Raw genomic sequence first — 25,871 nt, forward strand, 5'->3', positions numbered from 1 at the left:
TCACTACCGATTCAGATGCGCTGAGCTACACAGAAACCCACAAGAAAACCTACCACTATGGCGAGGGCTACCAGCAAGCCAGCTCCACTATGACCACCTCGCGTGACCAGTGGACACCTAATAATGTCACAAATTACTACGACCGCTTTGGTTAGCTGTTGTATGTGCGCGGCTCCAATACCCGCTCCAAAGGTCACGACCGCATGCTGATTAACAACCGTGACGGGCAAGTACTATTCCGCCGTGACGGCACCAAAATGCAAGACTACTACTACGCCAATGGCAACGTACTCGGCGACACAGGCTCACTGTCTGACAGTAACTTTGAGAGCAACTATGTTGAAGCCTCTAAAATGCAACAGGCGGCACCCGGTACTTACACAGTTAATAATGGCGACACGCTAAAAGGCATTGCCCAAAAACTATGGGGCGATGGCTCACTGTGGTACATGATTGCCGACGCCAATGCCATTGAGCCAACCGCTAGCTTAAAACAAGGCATGAGCCTGACTATTCCTACGGTGAATAGCAACGTACACAATACCAGCGACACCTTTAAGCCCTATAACCCTAGTGATGTAATAGGCAAAACCGATGCCGAAGCAGTAGCACCACCGCCTAGTGATACCGGCTGTGCGCAAATGATTGTGGCCGTTGTCAGTATAGTAGTAGCGGTTGTTGTAGCTGTTTACACTGCTGGCACGGGAGCTGGCCCGGCACTGAAAATAGCCGCTGCAGGCTTAGGCGCTGCCGCCGGTAATGCAGCCGGCCAAGTGGTTGGCATTGCCCTAGGGATTCAGGACGGCTTCGACATGGGGGCCGTTCTTAAGGCTGGCGCTAGGGGCGCATTGGCTGCGGGGGTAGGAGCCATCGCAGGAACACTTGCAGATAAGGTAGATAAAGTTGGTACTATTGGCAACATCGCCACTAAAGCGGCAGCGCAAACCGCCGGTAACTACTTAACCAACAAAATACTCGACGACGGCAGCTTTAGCTGGAAAGGCATGGCTGCAGGTGTAGCAGGCTCTATTGCTGGGCAATATGGCGGGCAGATCCAAGGTAACGAAATGGCTACCGACTTCATATCCTCTTTTGCTGGCGGCGCAGCCGATAATGTAGCAAGGCAGTGGATGGGCATAGGTGGTAAGCGCGAATGGTCGGCCATAGCTACTGATGCCTTTGGTAACATGATTGGTAATAGTGTGGCGCGAGCGACCGGACCTAAAGCCACGTGGTCAAGCAAACCACCTTCTCATATACCAGGAGGCGGGGATAGACATTATGATGCTCGTTGGGATACAAGTGCGCCTGGGCATATACAGCGTTACAATACTCGCTGGAGCGACACCGCTCCTGAGCATATACAGCGATATAATGTGCGTTGGAGCGATGGTGCGCCTGAGCATATACAGCGTTACAATACTCGCTGGAGCGAAAAACCACCAGTTCACATTCCTGGTGGTGGTGATGGCTACTATCAACAGATAATCCCCGACGGTATTGTTGGTACATTAAATGAACCTTGGTATGTGAGCGCCCCTGTAATTGGTCACGTTGTAGACTTCGCTGGTAAAGTACAAGCAACGAGAAAAGATGATTATAAGCCAGAGGGGTTCAATACAAATGCGTTTACTGGTAAAGGAATGTCACCAAGAGAGAGTAACGACGCTCACTTTTATTCGATGCCCATTAGAGCACTCGAGACCGTTGCTCTGATTAATCCAGAATTAGCTGCCGTTAGAGCGTCAGGGTACCTCTCACTAGCATTAGATGGGTTTTCTGGTGAATATGGCTCTAGCGTTTCAGAGCTTACTTCATTGTTTTTGAATACATCATTTAGGAACCTACCGTTCGGGAAAGTAACCAATAGTATGCTATCTTCATCATATGGGAAAGTGGTTGAGTATTATTTTGACGCTTGGTATAAAGATGAAGATATAGGGTATTCTCCTGGTCAACCCAGAAAGGAAAAACTAGGCAATGAGTAATCAGAATGAAGACAATACCGTCTTTCTTGACCTATTCTCTCGCGGAGAAAAAGGGCCTTGGACATTACTATTGATAAACTTTGGGATATCTTTTCTGCATTTTTTTTTAGGTAATCTAGCAGATGATAAGTATGGAAAGCTGCCAAACTATATAGCGTTAACATTAATTGCATTCATACTTACTTTTTTATCTGTCAACGTATATCTAAAAATGTCGGGAAGAGACATTTTTGTTGGAGCCTTTCAGGGGTATTACTCCGAAAAAAAATATGACAAAAAGGGTTATCTAGCTACACTAGTTGTAACTATTTGTGGTTTCTCATATTTAATTTGGGTTATAAATCTTTTGTTTTATCCTTAAAAAACAAAAGCTTGAATTCAAGAACTAATTAATTATATAAGACACCCATAATTATAGCGAAATATTCACCACTGCTCTACGCTCAAGTAAAGCCTTAGCGTGGAGCTTTTGTTATGCCTCAGCCTAGAAAATCGCAAGTGAGTTTGGATGATACGCCTTATTAGCACTGTGTTTCCCGCAATTATATAAGACATATATGGACGCCCCGTGTTTTGCAACTCTTGATTGAAGATCGGTTCGCTGACATATATCCGGCGTCTTTAAGTAGGGCGATTCATTAATGCGCCCTGCGCCATGATGAGATCCGAACCCGGCCGCCTATACACCCACACGGTATAAAAATGCCTCGTCTTATTCTCAGGCTCTTGCCGGGACGGATAACCGTTTTTCCATCAAGGTTTGCAAACTCTAGGGTGACGTTTATATCTCTTTTTCCGCCTAATCAGTGAATTAAACAGTTCTGCTACTCTTTTTTCTCTGTATTGAAAAAAAATAAAGGACACCCAAGTCTTTTTGACAATCCCAAAAATAAAGGACACCCAAGTCTTTTTGCCAATCTCAAACAGCACTTCTAGGCTTTAAGTACATTCCAAGCCCTAGAGGTGCTGTTATGACCCGAGCTCGCGAACAGCAAATTTGTTTAGACAGTACGCCCTACTACCACTGCATTTGCCGCTGTGTGCGTAGAGCATTTTTGTGTGGCGAAGACCGAGCAAGTGGTGCTAACTTTAACCACCGCAAACAATGGATAGTTGATAAATTCACTCAACTCGCCGAGGTGTTTTCTATTGATGTAGCGGCTTATGCGGTGATGAGTAACCACTATCATTTAGTATTGCGAGTTAACCAGCAGCAAAAAAATAGGACACCCAAGTCTTTTGAAAATCTAAAACAGCACTTCTAGGCTTTAGTTACAGCTTAAGTGGTGTTGATTAATTTAACAATGTTATAAGCCAAAATGCTCTTTGATTGCTTTGAAGTAGCGCCGACTTACCGGCAGCTGTGCGCCGCTTTTAGTGAACAATACCGCTCCGCCATTATCTTCTAAAGAGATTTCGGAAATGGCTTCTACGTTAACCAAGTGTTGGCGATGGCAACGTAACAAAGGGGATTTGTCTTCAAGTACTTTTAGCGTTAGCTGGGTATGGTAGGTGCCATTTTCGGTGGCAACATGCACACCGCTTATATCGCTTGAAGCATGCTCGATATCTTCTAAGCGGATCAGTTTTACTCGTTGCTGGTAATAACAGGGTATTAATCTAAGTTGTTGCTCTTTGAGCATGTTTTGGTAGGAGTGATTAGCGGGCGCATCGGCTTCGGTTTGTTTGGTGGAAGGCAAGCGCTCTTTTAAGCGTTTAATCGACTTACACAAACGTTCCGAGTCAATCGGCTTGAGTAAGTAATCTACGGCATTTTGTTCGAAGGCATCTAGCGCGAATTGATCGTAAGCGGTCACAAATACAATTGCTGGCGCATTGTCGCTGTCAATCATGTTAGCCAGTTCTAAACCGCTAATTTGTGGCATTTCTATATCTAAAAACAATACCTCGGCTTGCAGTTGCTTGAGGTGCTTTAAACACTCTATGGCGTTGCCAAATTGCGCGACGACTTCAATTTCAGGGTAGCTTTGCAGCATCTCCTGCAGTTCTTCTCTGGCTAAGGGTTCATCGTCGACAATGATTGCTCTCATTGGTTAGGCTCCTTGGGCAGTGAAATAATCACCCTAGTATATTGGTTTAGCTGGCATTCAACTTGTAACGCGAAAGATGCACCAAAGGCATTACGTAAGCGGGTATCCACAATATGCATGCCTAATCCTTCGCTGGTGGCTTGCTCAGGCTTTTGATAAAGGCCGGCGTTGTCTTCAACTACCAATTGTTTAACTCCATTGTTTAGCCGGCTATAAATGGTGATTTTGCCGGTTTCAAGTAAATGGGCTGTGCCGTGTTTAATGGCGTTTTCCACTAAAGGTTGCAGGGTAAAAGTAGGTAATTCAAGTTGCATAAATGCTTGGTCGATGTCTTGTTTTATCACTAATCGATCGGCAAAGCGCACTTGCTCAATATGCAGATAAGCATTTACATGTTCGAGCTCGGCACTCACCAAACTGGTTTGTTGATTGCGTTTTAAGTTAATCCGTAAGAACAAGGCTAAATCAGCAATAAGCTGACGTGCAGAGCTGGCGTCGCGTTTTACCACCGCGCTAATGGTATTTAAGGCATTAAACAAAAAGTGTGGGTTAATTTGGGCGCGAGCCAGTTTTAGCTCAGCTTCGGTGAGTAGTTGTTGCTGTTGCTGAACATGGCTATCACGTAATTGTTCGGCAATTACTTTAGCAATACCTTCGCCTAAGGCGCGGTTAATGTGTAAAAACAAGCGGCGTTTCGACTCGTAGAGTTTCACAGTGCCAATTACATCGTTCTCGCTGCCGCGAATCGGCACCACCAATGATGAGCCTAGTGGGCACTTATCGCTGGAGCTGCATTGATAAGGTTCTTCAACACCGTCGGCAAATACTACTCGGTTTTCGTTAATTGCTTGGTGAGTTTGTTTGGATGCAATAGGGCGACCCGCGTGGTGGTGATCACTTCCTAAGCCTTTAAAAGCTAAAACCTGTTGGGTATCGGTAATGGCGACCGCAGAAACGCCAGTTTCTTCGTGAATGATATTGGCGATACGCACCGCGTCTTGTTGTTTGAAGCCTTGGTGAAAGATACCCACCATGCGTTGCGCAAGGTTAAGTGCTTTGGCTGAAGAATGACTACTAAATTTATCGTAAAGGCGGCGGCGGTCGCGAATCATCATCATGAATAAGGCGGCGCCAACAGAGTTGGCTAAAACCATAGGAAGGGCGATAACTTCGACTAAGGCTAGTGCCTGCTCAAAGGGTTTAGCAATCAGCAAAATTAGTAACATTTGTAGGGTTTCGGCGATTAAGGTTGCAACAAAGGCAATCGTAGGTGAAAACAAATGTTCGTTGTGCAAGCTGCGCCTGCGGATCCACAAATGAAATAAGCCGCCAACTAAACCTTCAAGGGTGGTCGAAACCGCGCAGGCTACGTCGGTAAAGCCACCCATAAAGTAGCGATGCATGCCTCCGGTAAAACCTACCAGCAAACCCAGTACTGGGCCGCCAAATAATCCACCAAGCACGGCGCCAACCGCGCGAGTATTGGCAATGGCATCGTCAATCGCTAAACCAAAATAGGAGCCAAGAATACAGAAGCCCGAAAACAAGCAATAAATGGTGAGCGTATTAGGTAAACGTGGCGACAGATTAGTAAGCGGAAGAAAGGCTGGCGTTTTACTCAGCAGGTAGGCAATGACCAGAAAAACGCTCATTTGTTGGGCTAAAGACAATAGCAGGGAAAAATCACTCAATATCATCAGCTATTAAAGCCTCGCTAGTTGGCGAAAGGATATCTGGCATTCACAGTAGATAGCAGCATATTAGCATACTGTTTGCAGCAACTAATAGGACTTACCAAAATCGCTGGTAAAGCTCTTAACAAGCTGGTAACGCTTGACTGCTTGCAAATGGTGTAAGCACTGGTATTGTGATGGGTTTCTATAATAATTAATCCCAAAATGGGAAAGGAAATGTGTGGCTAAATCCGCCACCGGAGTAAAAGAGCAAATGCAAAAAGATCCAATTAACGATATTCATATCTCGTCAGAACAAGTCCTTATCACACCAGAACAGTTACGCGAGAAGCTTCCAGCTTCTGACGCAGCATTACAATTTGTATTGCAGTCTCGTAAAACTATCGCTGATATTTGCCACAAACGTGACTCACGTTTATTGGTTATTACTGGCCCTTGTTCTATTCACGATTTAGAACAGGCGAAAGAATATGCTTCGCGCCTGAAGAAACTTCATGATCAATATAGCGATCGCCTATTTATCGTTATGCGGGTGTATTTTGAAAAACCTCGTACTACCGTAGGTTGGAAAGGTTTCATCAACGATCCTCACATGGATAACTCTTTTGATGTGGAAACGGGTCTTCACAACGCCCGTGAACTGCTAACTTGGACTGCTGAGTTAGGTTTACCAGTGGCCACCGAAGCGCTAGATCCAATTAGCCCGCAGTACCTATCAGAATTGTTCTCTTGGGCTGCTATTGGTGCACGTACTACTGAGTCACAAACTCACCGTGAAATGGCCAGTGGTTTGTCTATGCCTGTTGGCTTTAAAAATGGTACCGATGGCAACTTAGGTACAGCAATTAATGCAATGCAATCGGCTGCTCACTCACACCGTTTCATGGGTATTAACCAGCAAGGTCAAGTGTCTTTGTTGCAAACTCAAGGTAACCCAGATGGCCACGTTATTTTACGTGGTGGTAAGCAGCCTAACTACGATTCAGTAAACGTGGCACTGGCTGAGCAAGCAATGGAAAAAGCCGGTTTAGCACCTACCCTTGTAGTGGACTGCAGCCACGCTAACTCTAGCAAGAACCACGAACTTCAGCCTTTGGTTGCGGCTAACGTGATTAATCAAATTGAAGAAGGCAATAAATCAATTATTGGCTTAATGTTAGAAAGTAACTTGGAAGCGGGTAACCAGCCAAGTGAAGCACCCAAGTCAGCACTTAAATACGGTGTATCGGTAACCGATGCGTGTATTGATTGGGATGCAACTGCAACGTTGATCGACAAAATGTTCAACGAACTTGGTGACAGCCTAGCTAAACGCCTAGAAAAATAATAACGGAAACAACATGGTTCAAGCTCTAAATCTTTTACGTGACCAAATCGATGAAGTGGATCAACAGCTTCTAGATTTGCTACAGCAACGTATTCAGCTAGTACATAAAGTAGGTGAAGTTAAAACCCAGCACGGTTTGCCTATTTATGCACCGGATCGTGAAGCAGCCATGTTGGCTAAGCGTCGCGCCGAGGCTGAAAGTAAAGGTGTACCGCCAGCGTTAATCGAAGACGTATTGCGTCGAGTGATGCGTGAGTCGTATACTAGTGAAAAAGACAGTGGTTTTAAAACGATAAATCCTGAGCTTGGCAATATTGTTGTAATTGGTGGTCGTGGGCAACTAGGCCGTTTGTTTGTACAAATGTTTACCTTGTCTGGCTACCAAGTTGATGTCATTGGCAAAGAAGATTGGCATAAAGCCCCCGAACTATTTGCTACCGCCGGGTTAGTGTTGGTTTCTGTGCCTATCAACCTTACAGAGGCGGTGATTGCCCAGTTAGGTAATTTGCCTGAAAACTGTATCTTGGCCGACATCACTAGTATTAAGTCTGCGCCGCTCAACAAGATGTTGGCTGTGCACAAAGGCCCTGTAGTGGGTTTGCATCCCATGTTTGGCCCAGATGTACCGAGCCTTGCTAAGCAGGTTATTGTTTACGCCGATGGTCGTGGTGGTGAGAAGTACCAGTGGCTATTGCAGCAAATGGGAATATGGGGCGCACGTTTACATGCCGTAGAAGCAGAAAGCCACGATAAAGCGATGACTTTGATTCAGTCTTTACGTCACTTTACGTCTTTTGCTTATGGCATGCATTTAGCGCAGGAAGATGCAGACTTAAAACTGTTACTAGACTTAAGCTCTCCGATTTATCGCTTGGAGCTGGCCATGGTTGGACGTTTATTTGCCCAGTCTCCTGATTTGTACGCCGATATTATTATGGCATCAGAGCAGAGTACTGCGATGATTAAGCGTTACCACCAACACTTTGGTCAATTGGTTGAGCTGGTAGAGAATAAAGATCGCGAAGGTTTTATTGCGTCTTTTGAGCGGGTGAGTGACTGGTTTGGTGATTACTCGCAAGAGTTCTTAAAAGAAAGCCGCAGCCTATTACAGCAAGCTAACGACAGCCGACGCTCTTAGGTTTTGTAGTTAGTGATTAGCCAGCCCTTAGGGCTGGCTTTTTTATGCACTTTATTAGCTTTTTTATAGATAATCTTCGAAAGCGGTTTGTTGTTCATATTCGGCAATTTTTTGTTTTAACCAGCTTAGCGCCTTACCCTTATCAGTAAATATTTGTACCGTTTCCCCTGCTTGAATATATATTTGGCTTAAATGCCATTTAGCGAGCTCTGGTACGCTGGCGTGGGTAAGGATTAAGGCGGTGGCAACTCGACCACGTTGTTTTTCAACTTTTAACCACTCAATTAATTGGTTTGCTGCATCTTCGGTATAAAAGGTTTCTCCATGAAATGTGGCTAAAACTGCCCATGGCGAATCTAATAATTGGTCTAGTATAGGAGCCGCAGCGCTGCCACTATCTTCCATTTGTTCAAGATTCCAAGGGCCAGTACCTTCAATCTCCATTATTTGTCCATTAAGTGCAAACTCAATAGAACCATGTGCTTCTCGCAATGCCGTCTCCCACAAACACTAAACCGACGAAATTGTATTGGCTTGTTAGTTTAAGTTAATGCTAGATCCCCAGTTCAGCAAGTTTCAGTTAACGAATTCGACTAATTTATAATTCCAACAAAATTGAGAAAAAGCAGAAGCTGGTAATGAAAAGCTGCTTTGGCTATAGCTATAAAGCTCCTTAGTTTATGGAAACTCTGGCAATTTGCCGGTTAGCTAAAGCTGCGATTCACCGAGATAACAAAAAAACTGGTTTATTTCGCCTATTCATTGCGCCTAACTATGTTTATTCCCCGCTATATTGGTTAAAATTGCGCGTTTTTGGTACTTCGACGTAGGTCATTGCAAGATGTTTGAAATTAATTCGCTGAACAACTCACTAGCAGATATTAAAGAGCGCACAGAAGTGCTCCGGGGGTACCTTTGACTACGATGCAAAAGCAGAGCAGTTAGAAGAAGTCAGTCGCGAATTAGAACAACCAGAAATTTGGAATGACCCAGCGCGCGCGCAAGCCTTAGGCAAAGAACGCTCAGCGCTAGAGTTGGTGGTAAAAACCATCGACAATCTTACTCAAGGCATCGAAGATGTGGCAGGTTTGGTTGAACTGGCGGTAGAAGCAGAAGATGAAGAAACCTTCGAAGAAGCTCAAGCCGAAGCCGAAGACTTAGTTAAACAGTTAGAGAAGCTTGAATTTCGCCGGATGTTTGCCGGCGAAATGGATGAGAGCGATTGCTACATCGATATTCAATCGGGATCTGGTGGCACCGAGGCTCAAGACTGGGCCAATATGATGCTACGCATGTATTTACGTTGGTGTGAAGCCCACCAGTTTAAAGCTGAGTTAGTTGAAGTCTCTGATGGTGATGTAGCAGGCATTAAAGGCGCAACCATTAAAGTAAGCGGTGAATATGCTTACGGTTGGCTAAGAACAGAAACAGGGGTGCACCGTTTGGTACGTAAGTCTCCTTTTGATTCTAGTGGGCGTCGTCATACCTCGTTTGCATCGGCGTTTATCTACCCAGAAATTGATGACAGCATTGAAGTAGACATTGATCCAGGTGATTTGCGCATTGACGTATACCGAGCTTCAGGCGCGGGTGGTCAGCACGTAAACAAAACCGAATCGGCGGTGCGAATTACCCACTTGCCTACCAATACTGTAGTGCAGTGTCAAAGCGGGCGTTCACAGCACAAGAACAAAGACGAAGCAATGAAGCAGCTTAAAGCTAAGTTGTTTGAGTTAGAGTTGCAAAAACAGAATGCCGAGAAAAAAGCGGCGGAAGACAATAAATCGGATATTGGCTGGGGCAGTCAAATTCGATCTTATGTATTAGACGATTCGAGAATTAAAGATCTTCGAACCGGTATTGAGAACCGTAATACTCAAGCCGTGTTAGATGGTGATTTAGATAAATTTATAGAAGCTAGCCTTAAGTCAGGGCTGTAACGAGCAAGGTTTTCACATGTCGGAACAAACAGAACAAAGTCTGGAACAAGCAGCACAAGAAGAAAATAAACTGATCGCAGAGCGTCGCGCTAAGTTAGACAAAATTCGCGAAACTTGCTCGGCTAACGGCCACCCAAATGACTTTAAACGTGAGCACCTCGCTGACGATTTACAGCAGCAGTTTGGCGAACAATCTAAAGAAGATTTAGAAGCAGCCGGTAACGTAGCCGCTATTGCTGGTCGTATTATGGCTAAGCGTGGACCATTTTTGGTGATTCAAGATGTATCGGGTCGCATTCAAGCTTACGCGCCTAAGCCGGTGCAAAAAGAGCTAAAAGAAATTGGTGGCTTAGACATTGGCGACATCATTGGTGTTAAAGGTGCGCTGCACAAATCAGGTAAAGGTGACCTTTACGTGAACATGGACGAGTATGCTTTGCTAACTAAAGCCTTGCGTCCATTGCCAGAGAAATTCCACGGTTTAACCGACCAAGAACAGCGTTACCGTCAGCGTTATGTTGATTTGATCGTGAACGACGATTCACGCCAAGCCTTTATGGTGCGCTCCAAGCTGGTAGCCGGCATTCGCCGCTTTATGGAGTCTAAGAACTTTATGGAAGTGGAAACGCCAATGATGCAAGTGATCCCAGGCGGCGCTACTGCCCGTCCATTTATCACTCATCACAACGCGCTAGATCAGCAGATGTTCCTGCGTATTGCACCAGAGCTTTACTTGAAGCGTTTAGTGGTAGGTGGCTTTGAGCGCGTATTCGAAATTAACCGTAACTTCCGTAACGAAGGTCTGTCGCCCCGCCATAACCCAGAATTTACCATGATGGAATTCTACATGGCCTACGCCGACTACAACGATCTCATGGATCTAACCGAAGAAATGCTACGCACTGTTGCGGTTGAGGTTCTAGGTTCTTCTTCTATGCCTTACGGCGACGAGACAGTCGAATTTGCTGGCAGCTACCCGCGCTTGAGCATGTTGCAAGCGATTAAGCAGTACAACCCAGAGCATGCCGATATTCAAGCTTTAGATTACGACAAAGTGCAAGACCGCGAGCACATGGTGAGCATTGCTAAATCAGTTGGTGTTGAAGTAGAGAAGTTCTGGACTTGTGGCCAGCTACTTGAAGAAATCTTCGGTGAGACTGCTGAGCCTAAGCTAATTCAGCCAACCTTTATTACTGAATACCCTGCAGAAATTAGCCCGCTAGCGCGTCGTAACGACGACAACGCCTTCATCACAGACCGTTTTGAGTTCTTCATCGGTGGTCGAGAAGTGGCTAATGGCTTCTCTGAGCTTAATGATGCTGAAGACCAAGATGCACGCTTTAAGGCGCAGGTTGAGGCTAAAGATGCTGGCGATGATGAAGCGATGTTCTACGACGCTGACTATATCACCGCTCTAGAGCACGGCTTACCACCAACGGCTGGCCAAGGTATTGGTATTGACCGCCTAGCGATGCTCTTCACCAACACGCACACCATTCGCGACGTGATTTTATTCCCAGCGATGCGTCCTCAAGCTTAAGTTCACAAATAAGCTATTAAAGGCCATACACTTTTTATAGTGTGTGGCTTTTTTTTTGTGCTTTTTCGTTATAGTAGCGATAACGAAGACTAAGCTCATTGAGAGTAAGCTTGGTTTAGTTAAAAGCAATTAGCGTAATTAAGGGAGAAAGGTAGTGAAAATGCTGTTGTCAGGAATAGTAGTGATTGTACTGGTTGTAGTTGGATTTATGGTCTACAAAAACCTTAGCACTCCAAGTGACCTAGGTTTGCAATCGGGTCGCTTGGCGCCATTAGCCAGTTCTCCAAATGGGGTGTCTAGTTATGCCGAAGGCGATAAAAAAGTAGCTGCCTTGCCATTTAAAGCCGATTTGAAAAGCACCCAACTAGCCGCCTTACGTGCTTTTGCTCATATGCCAAATAATCAAGTCATTAGCCGAGACGAGCAATATGTACACGCGGTTTTTTATAGTCCAACGGTAGGTTATCGCGATGATGTAGAGTTACACTTCGACCAAGCCGAGCAGTTAGTCCATTTTCGTTCACAATCGCGGGTTGGCTACTCCGATATGGGTATAAATAATCAGCGATATCAAGAGTTTGCTAAGTTATACCTAGAAGCCAAATAATTACCGTAAAAGCGTGAGCCAAGTTGCAGTTAGCGCAGCTTGGCTTTACCTAATGGAGTTTATTGGCTTAGCTTAAGGGTATTCTCATTGGTAGTTGGTGATGCCGTGAAAGCATGTCTGTTTAGTCTGTTGATTCTTGTAAGCTGTCAATCTCTTGCAAACGAAATTTCCTCAAAACCCCGTTTTTTGGTGGTTCCCAAAACCGTTACTAATCCTTTTTTTGATGATGTAGAAAAGGGCTGTTTACAAGCTGCCGCTGAGTTAGATGTAGAGTGTGTCTACCTTGGCCCTGAAGAAGCCGATGCCCGTTACCAAGATCAAATAATTTCTCAGCAAATTGAGCAAGGCTTAGACGGCATTTCGGTGTCGGTGATTAACTCTCGGGTGCTTACTCACCGCAGCATGCAATTGGCCAAGCAAAGTCAAATTCCCGTAGTGACATTTGATTCTGATTTTTCTGAAAAAGCCTTGGCTGCCGATCCCAAATTACGACATAGCTACATTGGAACCGATAACTTTCAGTTTGGCTTTCAGTTGGGGCGTTTAACCCAAGCCTTAAAGCCGCAAGGAGGCTCGTTCTGCATTATTACCGGGCATAAGGGCGCGGCCAATTTGATAGAGCGTATTAGCGGGGTGTATGCCGGCTTAGGGTTTAACAATAACAGCGGTAAAAGTGATTTATGGGAGGAGCTTAGTCGCTGCCCAATCTATTCCGATGACGACGCTAATCGCTCGCTAAATAATCTTGATAGAATGCTACGGTTACATCAATACGAGCCTAAGTTGCTTGATGTAATTATTACTGTTGGTGCGTGGCCGCAAACCTTGGAGTTTAAATACTCAGACCTTGTGTCACCGCATAGAGATAGTTTAGCGTCAAAGCGTTTATTGCTTATTTTTGGCGACACCCTCGAAGTACAAAAACGTTTGTTAGCACAAGGCTTAGCTCATGGTAATGTTGGTCAGTCGCCTTACGATATGGGCTACCAATCGATTTATACGCTGTATAGCATTCACCAAGGTAAGACGGTAGAACCATTAATACACACCAAGCTGGAACGCTGTGTATTTGGTCAAATACCTATGTGCCAGTAGCGTACAAGTGTTGAAACGGTCCCTGTGTCAGGTGGTAAACTTCTCGTAGGTGCTTAACTTGCTTAAGCAAGCACCATAGGAGCAGCAATTTGGTCGGCGCTTTGTTGATCTTTTAGCTGAGCAACTAAGGCTAGGCTGAATTCAATGGCAGTGCCGGGGCCTTGGCTAGTAATGAGCTTATGTTCTTGGTCAACCACGACTCGGTCTGCACTTAATTGGTTTTGCGGTAGCTGCTGTTGAAAGCCAGGGTGGCAAGTTACCGCGGCATCACCCAGTAAATTATGCTCTGCTAGTACTACTGCAGGAGCTGCACAAATTGCGGCTAACCATTGCTTTGCTTTACGTTGCTTAAGCATGGCAATGAGTGATTCACAATCTCGGAAAGCCTCACTACCGAGAACACCACCGGGTAATACCAACATGTCGTAGTCTGCAGCGTCTATTTCACTAATGTGTATATCGGCCGTCAGCTTTACGCCGCGAGAGGCAACAATATCTAAGCGCTTGTTGGCTTCTATACTCACTACGTCTACGATAATCTCGGCTCGGCGTAATACATCGATAATGCTTACGGCTTCAATTTCTTCACTGCCAGAGGCTATAGCTACCATCACTTTAGTCATTGTGTTTCTCCAATCGCTGGATCTGTTGCAGCATGTATTGATTGTGTGGACAAGCCAATTGATGTTTCGCAGCCTGCTTAACTATATAACCATTAATGTAGTCTATTTCACTAAGGCGTTTGTGGTGTATGTCTTGCTGCATAGAGGAAAAGTTATTGGCCGTTGCTTTCGCTACCTGCAACACCGTTTTGTGTAGGTCATCGGCACTTAAATCAAGCTGTTCTACAGCGGCTACTTGGCTAACTTCTTGACAAAGTGCGGCAATATCTTTGTTAAACCGTGTATCTAGCAATTCGCCGTTTCGGCATTGCTGCAATGCAGTGAGAGGGTTAATACAGCAATTGATTGCTAGTTTTCGCCACAGAGCGGGGTAAATATTGTCTTGCCAACTTGCGCTTGGCAATGCTTGCTCAAGAGCCATCAAATCTTGCGGCTTTGTGGCGTTTTTTAGGTAAGGCCCAACAACCAGCTGACCCAAGCCCGTGTGTTTTAGTTGTAGTTGGGTATTCGTCTTTTCTTGAATAAGCGCGCCATGAGTATTACTGGCTAAATACAACTGCTGGGGAGCGAGTTTATCTATGATCTCATGGTCTGCGCCCATCCCGTTAACCACTAGCATTAGTTTGCAATTGTCGGGTAGTTCCAACGCAGATAACGCTAGTTTTACTTGATGGGCTTTTACACATAGCAGTAACCAACGGCAACTAGGCAAGCTGCAAAATACCTTTAAGTTGTTTGTAATGACGCCATATTCAAGGCTATCGAGTTGCAGTGTTAGGTCTTGATTATGCTTTAAGCGGGAGTCAACAAAACACACTTTTTGTTGTTGATGGCTCAACAAGCTGGCCAGTAAGCCACCTACGGCACCCGCGCCAATGATGGCAAAGTCGTAATAGGGTTTTGCAGAAACAGTCATAAATAGACTCACTAATCTAACAAAATTGGCGCTAGCGTTACCGCAAGCGATACTCTTTTAGTGGTAACGGGATATAATGCAGCAATTTTCGCATAAGGCCAGATTTTAGGGGAGAGAAAACATGCCTTCATTTGACATTGTTTCTGAGATAGATGCTAACGAAGTTCGCCATGCTTGTGATAACGCGATACGAGAACTGGAAACACGTTTTGATTTTCGTGGTGTAGAAGCCAGCTTCGAATACAAAGATGAGTCAATTAAGATGACTGCTGAGGCTGAGTTTCAGTTACAGCAAATGCTACATATTTTGCGTGGCACTTTAGTAAAGCGCTCGGTTGATGCTAAGTCGATTGATTTAGCTTCGGTAACCCGTAGCGGCAAAACACACTCTCAAGTGGTTAACTTTAAAAATGGGATTGATCAAGCCACCGCTAAAAAAGTGGTTAAGCAGATCAAAGATGCCAAGCTAAAAGTTCAGGCCTCTATTCAAGGTGAACAAGTACGTGTTACCGGCAAAAAGCGTGATGACCTGCAAGCGGCAATGGCATTGGTACGCAGTGGTGAATACGACCAACCGTTCCAGTTTAATAACTTTCGCGACTAAGGCTGAATAGCCAAGGTTTGTTGGACTAGATAAACCGCCATCTGGCGGTTTTTTGTGTTTGGCGCTAATCTCAAAAACTTTTTAGTAAAAAAGCTCCTATAAAGGGCCAAGTTTATAGTTGTTAAGCCTCATTACTATGTCGGTGAAATAATAAGTAATAAACAATGTATGTGTTTACCTAGTAGTGATGTTGAGCCGCAATTAACCGTTTGCTAGCGACATAGAAGTGATCTGCGCGCAACTTAGCGCCTAGTTGCATCCGAAAGTGGCTAGGCTTGTTTGTTCGATTCGTTGTGCGCCAATATCTTGGTAAAATAGCCTTTCAAGCTGAGTAACATGATTAAACTTGGCACAACCATCACCGCGGTTAAAATGAAAAACAGCGGCCAAGATTCTAAATAGTCTGCCAAGCTGCCGCTGAAAGAGGCGAGCGTGGTTCGGCCTAAGTTGCCCAAACTGGCGAGCAAGGCGTATTGGGTTGCCGAGAACGCTTGGCCAGTAAGCACTGTTAAAAACGAAACAAAGGCTACGGTGGCAAAGGCGCTGGTAAAGTTATCGACGATAATAGTAGCTAAAAATAGTTGTTCATCTGGGCCAGTAGCAGCAATCCAAGCAAACATTAAGTTACTGCTAGCCATAGCAATACCACCTAATATAAGCCCCTTAATAATGCCAAAGCGCACATTAAAGGCACTGCCAACAATGGTAAATATTACCGTTGCACCCCAACCAATAAGTTTAGAGTAATGGCCAATTTGCTCGTTACTAAAGCCTACTTCGCGGTAGAAAGTAATTGACATGCGGCCTAAGAAGGCTTCGCCAATTTTGAATAGAAACACAAACAGCAACAAGGTTATGGCTACGCGCACCCCGTTGCGGCGGAAAAAATCTAAAAAGGGTTCGGCAACCGTTACTGTTAACCAAGCTACCAAAGGTGATTTAGTGCCAAGATATTGAGCATGGCGCGCTTCGGCTTGTTGTTGCAATGCTTCACGGTTGCTAATAGGTTCTTTCACTAACACGGTAAAGAGCATCAGTAGCGCAACAATGAAACACATGCCTAAATAGACACCATTCCAACCAATGCTGTCGGCGTTAATAAATGCCAAATACCCCGGTAGAGAATAACCCGTCCACCAACCGATTACCGCCATGGCCGAGGCTTGTGGTAAACGGTGTGAATCGCTATTTGCAAAGGTATCGATACGGTAAGCATCAATGGCAATATCTTGGGTGGAAGAGGCAGTGGCGATGCACAAGGCCAGCAGCGAGGTAAAGACCAAGCTGTTGGCGGGGTCAAACTGGGCAATGCCAAAGGTACACAGCAACACGATACCTTGGCACAAAAATATCCAACTTCTACGTTGGCCGAGCCAAGCATGTAAAACAGGAAGTTTTACTCTATCAACTAAGGGAGCCCATAAAAAATTGATGGCATACACGGTAAATACCGAGCCAAAAAAGCCAATGGCTGAGCGTGACAAACCGGCGTCGGTAAGCCAGCCCGACATATTTGAGCCAATTAGTACCCACGGAAAACCGCTGGCACAACCGAGCATAAATACCCAAAGCAATCGTTTATCTAAATAAGAACGTAGGGTCTGAGACCAATTTAGCGATGAGTTCATTTATAGCTCGGTTAAGTTGTGGCGAGTTTACGGTTGGCTTTCGTCAACAATGACTACATCTTCAATAATCACTTTTTCCATAGGCACATTGCGCATGCCAGGGATAGGACCTGTTTTAGTTGGCTTGCTTACAATTCTATCCACTACGTCCATGCCTGAAGTGATCTCTGCAAATACCGTGTAGCCGTATTTATTTGCGCTGCCGTCTAAATAGGCATTATCGATAACGTTGATGAAAAACTGACGAGTAGCACTGTGTGGGTCGTTAGTGCGTGCCATAGCAACGGTGCCACGCTTGTTGCTCAAGCCGTTTTTCGACTCGTTTTCTACTGGGCGATAGGTATCTACTTTTTCGTAGTTAATTGAGTAGCCGCCACCTTGCACCATAAAGTTAGAAATGGTGCGATGAAATAACGTACCTTTAAAGCTGCCGTCTTCTACATAGCGAAGGAAGTTAGCGACAGTTTTTGGCGCAGCTTCGGCATTCAGTTCCATTTCAAATTCACCTTGGTTAGTGATGAATTTTAAGGTTTGTGCACTAGCGCCAAGACTTAATGTAGCGAAAACACAAGCCACCAAGGTGTTACGGAAAATGCCCAAGTTCATAATTGATACTCCAATACTTCAATAAGTTGCGGGTCGTTAGCGATTTGTGTCAGTAGTTCAGAAAGCTGTTGGCTCATGGCTTCGCTTTGCTTGTTTACGTTGACAGAAAACGCACCTTCATTAGTGTGGGTGGAACGAAATTGTTTGCTTAAGGTTTTGTGAGGGGTGTCGATAGTCACCTTTAAACGCATAACAGAACTGGCGGCATGTTTAACGCTGCTTTCTTCTACTTTGTTGGCCAGTTCTAGAATATCGATGGTAATTAGGTTTGGTGAGTCTGGCACAAAACCAATGCCTTGCTGTTGCCAAGCACTCGAGAGCTGTTGCTCGATGTTTTGACGCAAATTGTTGCCGCTTGAAATCAGCTGGGCTTGTTCTTCACCTTCTTGGTGAATGCTAATTAAAAACCGGTTGCTGCGTAAATCTTGAGATTTTATTGCAGCAATGATTGAGTGTTGAACCGAATCATTAACCTCAATGCTTGGGGTTAATGCGACTTGCTGCGGTTGGCTGCTGCAGGCGCTAAGCCCTAATACGCCGCTAATTAGCAAAGCGGGTAATAAAAACTGAGTTTTCAAGTTGTTCACCTTAATGAGTGGATTAACGCTTAGTGCTGCTCAGAATAACAAATTTGTTATTGCTCGCCAGTAACTTATAACCGCCAAAGTAAGATTTTAATAGTGGGTGATAGCCCAAGTGTCGGTTAGCTACCACTATCAGTTGGCCGCCACTGCGTAAGCAGCGTTTAGCATCGCGAAACATTTGTTGGGCAATATGCGTAGAAATGGTGTTTTGTTGATGAAAAGGCGGATTACATAATACGAGATCGGCACTGTTGTCGGCTTGATGCTGCAAAGCGTTATCGTGGTTAAACTCACAATCGGCTAATCGCTCTGGAAAGTTTAAGCTTACATTATTTTTTGCCGAGGCTAAGGCCATAGCCGATTCGTCACAAAAAGAGACTTTAGCTTTTGCATAATGTTTGAGTGCTTGTAAACCCAGTAGGCCATTGCCACAACCCAAATCAACCACTGCTTCAAAATCGCCCTGCGGAAAATTGTCTAACATAAAGCGACTGCCAATATCTAACTTGCCGAAGCAAAATACATTAGCGTGGTCGTTTAGCTTGAATTGGTGCTCTGCAACTTTCCATTGTTTGGGATAAGGGCTAATTGAACTAATACCCTGATAGTGGCCAAACAATAAGCGGGCTTTTTTCTTTGCCAGCGAAGTGCTTACCTCGCCTAGGTGTTTTTCAAATAAAGAGAAAACTGACTTAGGTAAGTTCTTTAGCATTACTCCACAGGCAAAAAGGCTATCAGCCGACAATATTGCTTGCAGTGCAATTAGTTGGTATTCCAAATAATTTAAGCTTTTGGGCTGACGCATTAACACCATATCACTGGCTGGAAGGCTATCGGTGCTGCTAAGCAGAGTGAGCCGCCCGTCCATGGTTAAGTTATTTGCTTTTACGTTCTCAGCTAAGGCTTGTTGTGCAATAAAGGAGTCGCTTAACCAATGTATTTGGCTATCGGCAAACTCAGGGGCGGCCAACACAGCACAGGCTAGCGCGCCAAATTCATCGTTCATAATGAGTATGCGTTTGGCTGTGGTGGTTTGCTCAAAGGCAAAGTTGAGCATTAGTTCATCAGCAGCATTCCATGCTTGTAAATCGTTAGTCGCCTGTTTGGGGTAGCGCGATAAGCTCAAATTGAGCGAGTTAATTTGCAATTCATGACTCATATTGGATTTGTATGCTGCAGGCCTTGATTAGTGGCAGCAGTGTATCTAAGTTGAGGGCTAAACTAAAGTAACACCCATATGGAAATAGGCTGTCGTACGTGGTGCTAGCAGAAGATACTCAAGTAGAAAACATTGTTCATCATCGGCAATGGCTAAAAGCCGAGTCTGCTGAGGCATTTTATCGACAATCACTTACCTGCTTACCCTGGCAGCAACATACCATCAAAATATTTGGCAAAACTTGCTTGGAGCCTCGTCTTTCCTTGTGGATAGGCGATGCGAATACTGCTTATCGTTATTCGGGCGAGTGGCGTACGCCTTTGTCTTGGCCTAGCTTTTTATTACCATTAAAGCTTGCCGTGCAGCAAAAGTGCGGGCAGCAGTTTAACAGCGTATTACTTAACTATTACCGAGATGGCCATGATTACATGGGCTGGCATAGCGATAACGAGAAGCAATTGGGTAAGCATCCGGTGATTGCTTCCTTGAGTTTAGGTCAAGCTCGTCGTTTTTTATTTCGTAATAAATCCAAAGAGCAAAAACATGAGTATTTATTGGAACATGGCGATTTATTGGTAATGAATAAACTATGCCAAGACCAATGGCAACACAGTTTGCCTAAGGCTTTGCGGATAAAACAGCCGAGGATCAATTTTACTTTTCGTTATACAATGCCAGATGAATAATCAATACAGGGAACAGTTATGCGGGTCGAAACACTAATCACCAATAAATTGCAGCAACATTTTGCTCCAACGCATTTAGAAGTGGTAAATGAAAGTAATATGCATAATGTGCCTGCCGGCTCAGAGAGCCATTTTAAAGTGACAATTGTGAGTGAGGCCTTTGAAGGTAAACGTTTATTGCAACGCCACAGAGCGGTAAATCAGTTGCTTGCCGAAGAGCTTAAAAATGAAATTCACGCTTTAGCAATGCATACATTTACGCCCGCGCAATGGGCTGAGCAACAACAAATACCTAGTTCACCTCAGTGTCGTGGTGGACAATAGTTAACACTCTGCATCAAATAAGGATTGTTTAATGTGGGTATATATAAAGGTGGCGTTATTAACGCTGCTATTAAGTGCTTGTTTTGATCGCACGTCGAACCAAGGCGAATCTCAGCCAGTAGAGCACACATGGACTTTGGTGACCTCTTGGCCAAAGCACCTACCTGGTTTAGGTTCAACGCCGGACCGCTTTGCTGAAGAAGTGGCGGCTATGAGCAATGGCCGTATGCAAATAAATGTATATGGTGCTGGTGAACTTTATCCCGCCTTAGAGGTATTTAGCGTGGTGTCGGAAGGGAAGGCTGAAATGGGCCATAGCGCAGCCTACTATTGGCAAGAGCAGCTTCCTGCGGCGGCATTTTTTAGTTCGGTGCCTTTTGGCATGCAAGCAAAAGAGCTGAATGCTTGGCTTTACCTTGGAGGAGGGCTAGAGCTATGGCGTGAATTATATGCGCCTCATAACTTAATTCCGTTTCCTGGTGGTAATACCGACGCACAAATGGGTGGATGGTATAACAAAAAAATATCCACTATTGCAGACTTTAAAGATCTAAAAATGCGTTTGCCCGGCCTAGGTGGGCGAGTGCTTGAACTAGCAGGTGGCCAGCCGACAAATATACCCGCTGGACAGCTTTATACTGCTTTGCAATCTGGTGAGTTAGACGCTGTTGAGTGGGTGGGACCATACAACGACCTCGCGTTTGGCTTTCATAAGGTGGCTCCTTATTATTATTATCCCGGCTGGCATGAGCCGAGTACTACCTTAGAATTTGTGATAAACCAAGATGCTTTTGCCACCTTGCCTGCTGATTTACAAAGAATTGTTGAAAATGCCACCAAAGTCGTTAATCAAGAAACCCTTAACGAGTATGTGGTCTACAATATAGAAGCGCTCAATGTGCTGGCCAACGAGCATGGTGTAGAGGTATTGGCATACCCTGATGACGTGCTTGCTTCGCTTAAGAGGTATAGTGTTGAAGTGATTCAAGAGTTAGCCCAGCAGGATCGGTTCTTTGAAAAGGTTCTCAATAGTTATCAGCGGTTTCAATTTGGCGTACTAAAGTACAACCAGGTTAAGCTGGATCCAACAACCTTAGAATAAGCTAAAAGTTACCGTATTATATTTAGGGTGATATGCCAGCAATTTGAGCTTTGTTTGGTGGATGTATGACTTGTTTTACAAAACTGTTAACAATCCTCTAACACTTAAGTCGAATAGCTTAGGTTTTTGGCCTTTTTCTTTGGAGAAATAGGGTTAATTGGTGCTAGAATACACGCGATTTCTGTGTCTTGTTAGTTAATTGTCTAAGACTTGTTAGCTGAACTACCCAATTTTGAGTACAAAAGTTACACAGAAATCATCGCTCGTCTTCCGACCCAACACATGTGTAAGAGAGTATGATTACAATAAATAAAGGACTGGATCTGCCTATAAAAGGCGGTCCCAAACAGCAAATAGTAGACGCGTCTATTGTTACCAAAGTTGCTGTACTCGGAGAAGATTATGTAGGCATGCGCCCTACAATGAAGGTTCGAGTGGGTGACGTGGTAAGCCAAGGTCAGACGCTGTTCGAAGATAAGAAGAACCCCGGCGTTGTATTTACCGCACCTTGTGCTGGCGTTGTTCAAGAAATTAACCGTGGTGCCCAACGTGTATTGCAGTCTGTTGTTATTCAAAAACAAGACGGCGATAGTATCGATTTTGGTGCCCTAAGCGATGCAGAAATCGACAGCGCAGATCGCGCTACGATTGTAGACAAGTTAGTTAAGTCAGGCCAATGGGTTGGCTTAAGAACTCGTCCATACAGCAAAGTGCCAGCAGTAGACTCAGAACCTTCTGCCATTTTTGTTACTGCCATCGACACTAACCCCCTCGCTGCCGATCCCAAAGTAGTAATAGACCAAAACGAAAGTGCCTATTTAACAGGCTTACGTGTTTTGTCTCGTTTAACTGCTGGGGAAGTTTTTGTTTGTAAAGCAAATGATAGCTTACCTAAATCGGATGCAGCCCGTGTTGAAGAACACGTATTTGCTGGCCCGCATCCTGCTGGTTTAGCTGGAACGCATATTCATACCTTAAAGCCGGCTAGTGCTCAGCGCACAGTTTGGACGCTTTCTTATCAAGAAGTGATTGCATTTGGTCACTTATTCGCTAGCGGCAAAGTTTACAACCAACGGGTTGTGTCTTTGGCAGGTCCAGTGGTTAAAGAACCTCGTTTAGTGCGTACCGAGTTAGGCGCTAACGTTGATGAGTTGACCGATGGAGAGTTGGTTGACGGCGAGCACCGCGTTATCTCTGGCTCAGTACTTATGGGTAATCATGCTACTGGTCCTCACGCTTATATCGGTCGTTATCATCAACAGGTTGTTGCGCTGGAAGAAGGTTATGAGAAAGAGTTTATGGGCTGGGCTGTACCTGGTACCAGTAAGTTCTCTTTAGCGAGAATATTTATCTCTGGCCTTAATAAGAGCAAATTGTTCTCATTCACCACAACTACCGGTGGTAGTTCGCGTGCAATGGTGCCAATTGGCCAGTACGAGCGCATTATGCCGCTAGATATTTTACCTACGTTATTGCTTCGAGATTTGTTGGCTAATGATACCGACAGTGCTCAACAATTAGGTTGTTTAGAGCTAGATGAAGAAGATTTAGCACTGTGTACCTTTGTGTGTCCTGGCAAATACGAGTACGGTAGCGTGCTACGTGATTGTTTGACCAAGATTGAGAAGGAAGGTTAAGCATGAGCAGTATGAAAGATTATATTGAAAAGATTGAACCGCAATTCTTACCTGGCGGTAAGCATGAAAAGTGGTTCGCTTTATACGAAGCTGTAGCGACGTTTTTATACTCGCCAGGCTTGGTAACTAAGAAAAACACTCACGTACGTGATGCGATTGACTTAAAACGTATCATGATTTTTGTTTGGGTCGCCTTAATGCCAGCTATGTTCTTTGGCATGTACAACGCGGGTATCCAAGCTAACGAAGCCATTATTGCTGGTGCTGGTACCGTACCAGACGATTGGCATGGCGCGCTAATTAGCATGCTAGGGGTTCCAACGGGGGCCGAAGCTGGCTGGATTGCGTCGATGATATATGGGGCAATTTTCTTTTTGCCTATCTATCTAACCGCTTTTGTTGTTGGTGGCTTTTGGGAAGTATTGTTTGCTTCTGTGCGTGGTCATGAAGTTAACGAAGGTTTCTTTGTTACCTCTATCTTATTTGCACTTACGCTGCCTGCAACCATGCCGCTGTGGCAAGTTGCTTTAGGTATCACCTTTGGTGTTGTAGTGGCGAAAGAAGTATTTGGCGGTACCGGTAAAAACTTCTTAAATCCTGCTTTAGCTGGTCGTGCTTTCCTATTCTTTGCTTACCCAACTGCCATTTCTGGTGATGCGGTATGGACCGCAGTAGACGGTTACTCTGGCGCAACAGCACTAAGCGTTGTTGCAGCAGAAGGCATGCAAGGTTTGGTTGACCAAGGTATCTCTTGGAGCGACGCATTCTTTGGCTTTATTCAAGGTTCAAGTGGCGAAACCTCAACCTTCTTGTTAGCGCTAGGTGGTCTATTCCTGATCTTCACGCGTATTGCATCTTGGCGCATTGTTGCTGGTGTATTGGTTGGTATGGTGATTAGCAGCTTGCTATTGAACATGGTTGGCTCTGACAGCAACATGATGTTCCAGCTACCTCCACATTGGCATTTAGTATTGGGTGGTTTTGCTCTTGGTATGTTCTTTATGGCAACCGACCCTGTATCAGCTTCATTTACCAACAAAGGTAAATGGTGGTATGGCGGTTTAATTGGTGTGATGGTGGTGTTAATTCGCGTAGTTAACCCGGCATTCCCAGAAGGCATGATGTTGGCAATTCTATTCGCTAATTTGTTTGCTCCAATTTTTGACTACTTTGTAGTTCAAGCCAATATCAAACGGAGGCTTGCTCGCGATGGCCAGTAATGATTCCTTAGCCAAAACCATTAAGGTTGTTGTTGGCGTAAGTTTAGTGTGTTCAATTGTTGTATCTCTTGCAGCAGTTGGTCTACGAGGGATGCAGCAGCAGAATGCGGTTGAAGATAAGCAAAAAAATATCTTGGCAGTATCTGGTGTAGCCCTAGATGGCCGCAAGGTAGCTGATGTTTACTCGCAGGTGATTGAGCCGCGCGTGATTGATATCGAAACCGGTGAGTTTGTTTCTCAAGATCAAATTGACCCTGCTACCTTTGAACAGCGCAAATCAGCTAAAGATCCAGCAACCAGTATTCGTTTATCTAGCGAAGAAGATATTGCCGGTATCGTACGTCGTTCTAACCTTGCTAGTGTGTATCTTGTTAAAGACGAGCAAGGCGAAATTGAACGGGTTATTTTGCCAGTACATGGTCGCGGTCTTTGGTCAACTATGTACGCTTTCTTGGCTATTCAGCCAGACGGCAATACCGTTGATGCGATTGTTTATTATGACCAAGGGGAAACTCCTGGTTTAGGTGGTGAAGTAGCCAATCCATTGTGGCAAGACAAGTTCATCGGCAAAAAACTGTTTGATGAAAACGGCGATACTGCGATTTCTGTGATTAAAGGTAGTGCTCCAGCCGACTCGCTTTACGAAGTGGACGGATTATCTGGTGCAACGCTTACCAGTAACGGTGTCGATGCCACCTTCAAATTTTGGTTAAGTGATAAAGGCTTTGGTAAGTTCCTTGCCAAGTTGCAACAGGGAGGCCTAAACAATGGCTGATGCTAAGGAAACCAAAAAGGTTCTATTTGGGCCTGTTTTTGCAAATAACCCCATCGCACTGCAGGTGCTTGGTGTTTGTTCTGCATTAGCGGTAACCAGTAAGTTAGAAACTGCGTTTGTAATGACCCTAGCCGTAATTGTTGTTACTGCATTCTCTAACTTGTTCATCTCTATGATTCGTAATCACATTCCTAGCAGTGTGCGAATCATTGTTCAAATGGCGATTATTGCTTCATTAGTAATTGTGGTAGACCAAGTGCTTAAGGCGGTGGTGTATGACATTTCTAAACAGCTTTCGGTATTTGTTGGTTTGATTATTACCAACTGTATCGTAATGGGCCGTGCAGAAGCCTTCGCAATGAAGGAGCCACCGTTTAAATCATTCCTTGATGGTATCGGTAATGGCTTAGGCTATGGTGCTATTTTGATGTCAGTAGGCGCTGTTCGTGAACTATTTGGTTCGGGCTCGCTATTTGGTATCGAAATTATGCCATTGATTAACAATGGCGGTTGGTACCAACCAAACGGCTTATTATTATTGCCTGCTTCGGCATTCTTCATTATTGGTTTGTTGATTTGGGCCTTGCGTACTGCATACCCAGAGCAAGTAGAGCCGAAGGAGTAATC

The 25,871-nt window shown here is 44.7% G+C and carries 26 protein-coding genes; 17 read left to right on the forward strand and 9 right to left on the reverse strand.

From position 1 onward, the window contains the following. The first annotated feature begins 164 nt into the window (after positions 1-164). The 3 genes from K5L93_RS14750 (at position 165) to K5L93_RS14760 (ending at position 3,253) form a co-directional block, all read left to right on the forward strand. Positions 165-1,988, forward strand: a complete 1,824-nt coding sequence (locus K5L93_RS14750; protein WP_220720519.1) for a LysM peptidoglycan-binding domain-containing protein — start codon at positions 165-167, stop codon at positions 1,986-1,988. Then, positions 1,981-2,349, forward strand: a complete 369-nt coding sequence (locus K5L93_RS14755; RefSeq protein ID WP_220720520.1) for a hypothetical protein — start codon at positions 1,981-1,983, stop codon at positions 2,347-2,349. Before K5L93_RS14750 ends, K5L93_RS14755 begins: the two co-directional genes overlap by 8 nt. 610 nt (positions 2,350-2,959) lie before the next feature. Then, positions 2,960-3,253, forward strand: coding sequence for a transposase (locus K5L93_RS14760; RefSeq protein WP_220720521.1), 294 nt, complete (start codon positions 2,960-2,962; stop codon positions 3,251-3,253). A 42-nt stretch (positions 3,254-3,295) separates the two neighbouring features. Here K5L93_RS14760 and btsR read toward each other — a convergent pair whose 3' ends face one another. Together btsR and K5L93_RS14770 are read right to left on the reverse strand one after the other, a co-directional pair. Continuing rightward, positions 3,296-4,039 (reverse strand): two-component system response regulator BtsR, encoded by a 744-nt coding sequence (btsR, locus tag K5L93_RS14765; protein WP_220720522.1) that lies wholly within the window; start codon positions 4,037-4,039, stop codon positions 3,296-3,298. Next, a complete protein-coding gene (locus K5L93_RS14770; protein WP_281422557.1) occupies positions 4,036-5,736 on the reverse strand; it encodes a LytS/YhcK type 5TM receptor domain-containing protein in 1,701 nt (566 codons plus the stop codon). The genes btsR and K5L93_RS14770 overlap by 4 nt, the downstream gene beginning before the upstream one ends. Positions 5,737-5,986: 250 nt before the next feature. Between K5L93_RS14770 and K5L93_RS14775 the strand changes: the two genes are divergently transcribed. Then, a complete protein-coding gene (locus K5L93_RS14775; RefSeq protein ID WP_220721530.1) occupies positions 5,987-7,060 on the forward strand; it encodes a 3-deoxy-7-phosphoheptulonate synthase in 1,074 nt (357 codons plus the stop codon). 13 nt (positions 7,061-7,073) lie between these two features. Then, complete coding sequence (gene tyrA, locus K5L93_RS14780) at positions 7,074-8,198, forward strand: bifunctional chorismate mutase/prephenate dehydrogenase (protein ID WP_220720524.1); 1,125 nt, start codon at positions 7,074-7,076, stop codon at positions 8,196-8,198. A gap of 63 nt (positions 8,199-8,261) precedes the next feature. Here the strand turns inward: tyrA and K5L93_RS14785 are convergent, their stop codons facing one another. After that, entirely contained in the window at positions 8,262-8,690 is a 429-nt protein-coding gene (locus K5L93_RS14785) for a hypothetical protein (protein ID WP_220720525.1), read from the reverse strand. Positions 8,691-9,039: 349 nt separating this feature from the next. Between K5L93_RS14785 and prfB the strand changes: the two genes are divergently transcribed. The 4 genes from prfB (at position 9,040) to K5L93_RS14805 (ending at position 13,380) form a co-directional block, all read left to right on the forward strand. Further along, positions 9,040-10,138 (forward strand): peptide chain release factor 2 gene (gene prfB / locus K5L93_RS14790; protein WP_220720526.1). Its coding sequence is split into 2 segments (ribosomal slippage): positions 9,040-9,114 and positions 9,116-10,138, totalling 1,098 coding nucleotides; the frame shifts between segments, so codons are not numbered across the junction. Positions 10,139-10,154: 16 nt separating this feature from the next. Further along, positions 10,155-11,678, forward strand: a complete 1,524-nt coding sequence (gene lysS, locus K5L93_RS14795) for a lysine--tRNA ligase (RefSeq protein ID WP_016400339.1) — start codon at positions 10,155-10,157, stop codon at positions 11,676-11,678. A gap of 160 nt (positions 11,679-11,838) precedes the next feature. After that, positions 11,839-12,285, forward strand: coding sequence for a DUF1499 domain-containing protein (locus K5L93_RS14800; RefSeq protein WP_246615121.1), 447 nt, complete (start codon positions 11,839-11,841; stop codon positions 12,283-12,285). A gap of 105 nt (positions 12,286-12,390) precedes the next feature. Continuing rightward, entirely contained in the window at positions 12,391-13,380 is a 990-nt protein-coding gene (locus tag K5L93_RS14805; protein ID WP_220720528.1) for a substrate-binding domain-containing protein, read from the forward strand. Between the two features lie 62 nt (positions 13,381-13,442). Here K5L93_RS14805 and K5L93_RS14810 read toward each other — a convergent pair whose 3' ends face one another. Together K5L93_RS14810 and K5L93_RS14815 are read right to left on the reverse strand one after the other, a co-directional pair. Then, a complete protein-coding gene (locus tag K5L93_RS14810) occupies positions 13,443-14,003 on the reverse strand; it encodes a DJ-1 family glyoxalase III (protein ID WP_220720529.1) in 561 nt (186 codons plus the stop codon). After that, positions 13,996-14,919 (reverse strand): ketopantoate reductase family protein, encoded by a 924-nt coding sequence (locus K5L93_RS14815; RefSeq protein WP_220720530.1) that lies wholly within the window; start codon positions 14,917-14,919, stop codon positions 13,996-13,998. The genes K5L93_RS14810 and K5L93_RS14815 overlap by 8 nt, the downstream gene beginning before the upstream one ends. Before the next feature lie 121 nt (positions 14,920-15,040). On the opposite strand from K5L93_RS14815, the gene K5L93_RS14820 reads away from it, so the two are divergent. Beyond that, on the forward strand, positions 15,041-15,523 hold the full coding sequence (locus K5L93_RS14820; RefSeq protein ID WP_016400328.1) for a YajQ family cyclic di-GMP-binding protein: 483 nt from the start codon (positions 15,041-15,043) through the stop codon (positions 15,521-15,523). 269 nt (positions 15,524-15,792) lie between these two features. Here the strand turns inward: K5L93_RS14820 and K5L93_RS14825 are convergent, their stop codons facing one another. The 4 genes from K5L93_RS14825 to K5L93_RS14840 are packed head-to-tail and all read right to left on the reverse strand — an operon-like array spanning position 15,793 to position 19,500. Further along, positions 15,793-17,151 (reverse strand): AmpG family muropeptide MFS transporter, encoded by a 1,359-nt coding sequence (locus K5L93_RS14825; protein WP_220720531.1) that lies wholly within the window; start codon positions 17,149-17,151, stop codon positions 15,793-15,795. A gap of 27 nt (positions 17,152-17,178) precedes the next feature. After that, complete coding sequence (locus K5L93_RS14830; protein ID WP_016400324.1) at positions 17,179-17,757, reverse strand: peptidylprolyl isomerase; 579 nt, start codon at positions 17,755-17,757, stop codon at positions 17,179-17,181. Next, positions 17,754-18,335 (reverse strand): YajG family lipoprotein, encoded by a 582-nt coding sequence (locus K5L93_RS14835; RefSeq protein ID WP_220720532.1) that lies wholly within the window; start codon positions 18,333-18,335, stop codon positions 17,754-17,756. The genes K5L93_RS14830 and K5L93_RS14835 overlap by 4 nt, the downstream gene beginning before the upstream one ends. 22 nt (positions 18,336-18,357) lie before the next feature. Then, positions 18,358-19,500: a methyltransferase gene (locus K5L93_RS14840; protein WP_220720533.1), complete on the reverse strand. Its 1,143-nt coding sequence runs from the start codon at positions 19,498-19,500 to the stop codon at positions 18,358-18,360. Positions 19,501-19,598: 98 nt separating this feature from the next. Between K5L93_RS14840 and K5L93_RS14845 the strand changes: the two genes are divergently transcribed. The 7 genes from K5L93_RS14845 (at position 19,599) to K5L93_RS14875 (ending at position 25,869) form a co-directional block, all read left to right on the forward strand. Then, the gene (locus K5L93_RS14845; protein ID WP_220720534.1) at positions 19,599-20,186 is read left to right on the forward strand and encodes an alpha-ketoglutarate-dependent dioxygenase AlkB family protein; all 588 of its coding nucleotides are present in this window, start codon (positions 19,599-19,601) and stop codon (positions 20,184-20,186) included. 18 nt (positions 20,187-20,204) lie between these two features. Next, positions 20,205-20,510 (forward strand): BolA family protein, encoded by a 306-nt coding sequence (locus K5L93_RS14850; RefSeq protein WP_220720535.1) that lies wholly within the window; start codon positions 20,205-20,207, stop codon positions 20,508-20,510. A gap of 31 nt (positions 20,511-20,541) precedes the next feature. Continuing rightward, positions 20,542-21,612, forward strand: coding sequence for a TRAP transporter substrate-binding protein (locus K5L93_RS14855; protein WP_220720536.1), 1,071 nt, complete (start codon positions 20,542-20,544; stop codon positions 21,610-21,612). A gap of 296 nt (positions 21,613-21,908) precedes the next feature. Next, entirely contained in the window at positions 21,909-23,249 is a 1,341-nt protein-coding gene (locus K5L93_RS14860; protein WP_220720537.1) for a Na(+)-translocating NADH-quinone reductase subunit A, read from the forward strand. 2 nt (positions 23,250-23,251) lie between these two features. Beyond that, the gene (locus K5L93_RS14865; RefSeq protein ID WP_220720538.1) at positions 23,252-24,469 is read left to right on the forward strand and encodes an NADH:ubiquinone reductase (Na(+)-transporting) subunit B; all 1,218 of its coding nucleotides are present in this window, start codon (positions 23,252-23,254) and stop codon (positions 24,467-24,469) included. Continuing rightward, positions 24,459-25,244, forward strand: coding sequence for a Na(+)-translocating NADH-quinone reductase subunit C (locus K5L93_RS14870; RefSeq protein WP_016400316.1), 786 nt, complete (start codon positions 24,459-24,461; stop codon positions 25,242-25,244). Before K5L93_RS14865 ends, K5L93_RS14870 begins: the two co-directional genes overlap by 11 nt. Continuing rightward, entirely contained in the window at positions 25,237-25,869 is a 633-nt protein-coding gene (locus K5L93_RS14875) for an NADH:ubiquinone reductase (Na(+)-transporting) subunit D (RefSeq protein WP_016400315.1), read from the forward strand. The genes K5L93_RS14870 and K5L93_RS14875 overlap by 8 nt, the downstream gene beginning before the upstream one ends. The last annotated feature ends 2 nt before the right edge of the window (positions 25,870-25,871 follow it).

Source organism: Agarivorans litoreus, from assembly GCF_019649015.1.
Classification (GTDB): Bacteria; Pseudomonadota; Gammaproteobacteria; order Enterobacterales; family Celerinatantimonadaceae; genus Agarivorans; species Agarivorans litoreus.

Bases quoted from the DNA above. Each gene is read 5' to 3' on its own strand.
- K5L93_RS14755 (WP_220720520.1), top strand. From the start codon at position 1,981: ATGAGTAATCAGAATGAAGACAATACCGTCTTTCTTGACCTATTCTCT.
- K5L93_RS14760 (WP_220720521.1), top strand. From the start codon at position 2,960: ATGACCCGAGCTCGCGAACAGCAAATTTGTTTAGACAGTACGCCCTAC.
- btsR (WP_220720522.1), bottom strand. From the start codon at position 4,039: ATGAGAGCAATCATTGTCGACGATGAACCCTTAGCCAGAGAAGAACTG.
- K5L93_RS14770 (WP_281422557.1), bottom strand. From the start codon at position 5,736: ATGATATTGAGTGATTTTTCCCTGCTATTGTCTTTAGCCCAACAAATG.
- K5L93_RS14775 (WP_220721530.1), top strand. From the start codon at position 5,987: ATGCAAAAAGATCCAATTAACGATATTCATATCTCGTCAGAACAAGTC.
- tyrA (WP_220720524.1), top strand. From the start codon at position 7,074: ATGGTTCAAGCTCTAAATCTTTTACGTGACCAAATCGATGAAGTGGAT.
- lysS (WP_016400339.1), top strand. From the start codon at position 10,155: ATGTCGGAACAAACAGAACAAAGTCTGGAACAAGCAGCACAAGAAGAA.
- K5L93_RS14800 (WP_246615121.1), top strand. From the start codon at position 11,839: ATGCTGTTGTCAGGAATAGTAGTGATTGTACTGGTTGTAGTTGGATTT.
- K5L93_RS14810 (WP_220720529.1), bottom strand. From the start codon at position 14,003: ATGACTAAAGTGATGGTAGCTATAGCCTCTGGCAGTGAAGAAATTGAA.
- K5L93_RS14815 (WP_220720530.1), bottom strand. From the start codon at position 14,919: ATGACTGTTTCTGCAAAACCCTATTACGACTTTGCCATCATTGGCGCG.
- K5L93_RS14820 (WP_016400328.1), top strand. From the start codon at position 15,041: ATGCCTTCATTTGACATTGTTTCTGAGATAGATGCTAACGAAGTTCGC.
- K5L93_RS14825 (WP_220720531.1), bottom strand. From the start codon at position 17,151: ATGAACTCATCGCTAAATTGGTCTCAGACCCTACGTTCTTATTTAGAT.
- K5L93_RS14830 (WP_016400324.1), bottom strand. From the start codon at position 17,757: ATGAACTTGGGCATTTTCCGTAACACCTTGGTGGCTTGTGTTTTCGCT.
- K5L93_RS14840 (WP_220720533.1), bottom strand. From the start codon at position 19,500: ATGAGTCATGAATTGCAAATTAACTCGCTCAATTTGAGCTTATCGCGC.
- K5L93_RS14850 (WP_220720535.1), top strand. From the start codon at position 20,205: ATGCGGGTCGAAACACTAATCACCAATAAATTGCAGCAACATTTTGCT.
- K5L93_RS14855 (WP_220720536.1), top strand. From the start codon at position 20,542: ATGTGGGTATATATAAAGGTGGCGTTATTAACGCTGCTATTAAGTGCT.
- K5L93_RS14860 (WP_220720537.1), top strand. From the start codon at position 21,909: ATGATTACAATAAATAAAGGACTGGATCTGCCTATAAAAGGCGGTCCC.
- K5L93_RS14865 (WP_220720538.1), top strand. From the start codon at position 23,252: ATGAGCAGTATGAAAGATTATATTGAAAAGATTGAACCGCAATTCTTA.
- K5L93_RS14870 (WP_016400316.1), top strand. From the start codon at position 24,459: ATGGCCAGTAATGATTCCTTAGCCAAAACCATTAAGGTTGTTGTTGGC.
- K5L93_RS14875 (WP_016400315.1), top strand. From the start codon at position 25,237: ATGGCTGATGCTAAGGAAACCAAAAAGGTTCTATTTGGGCCTGTTTTT.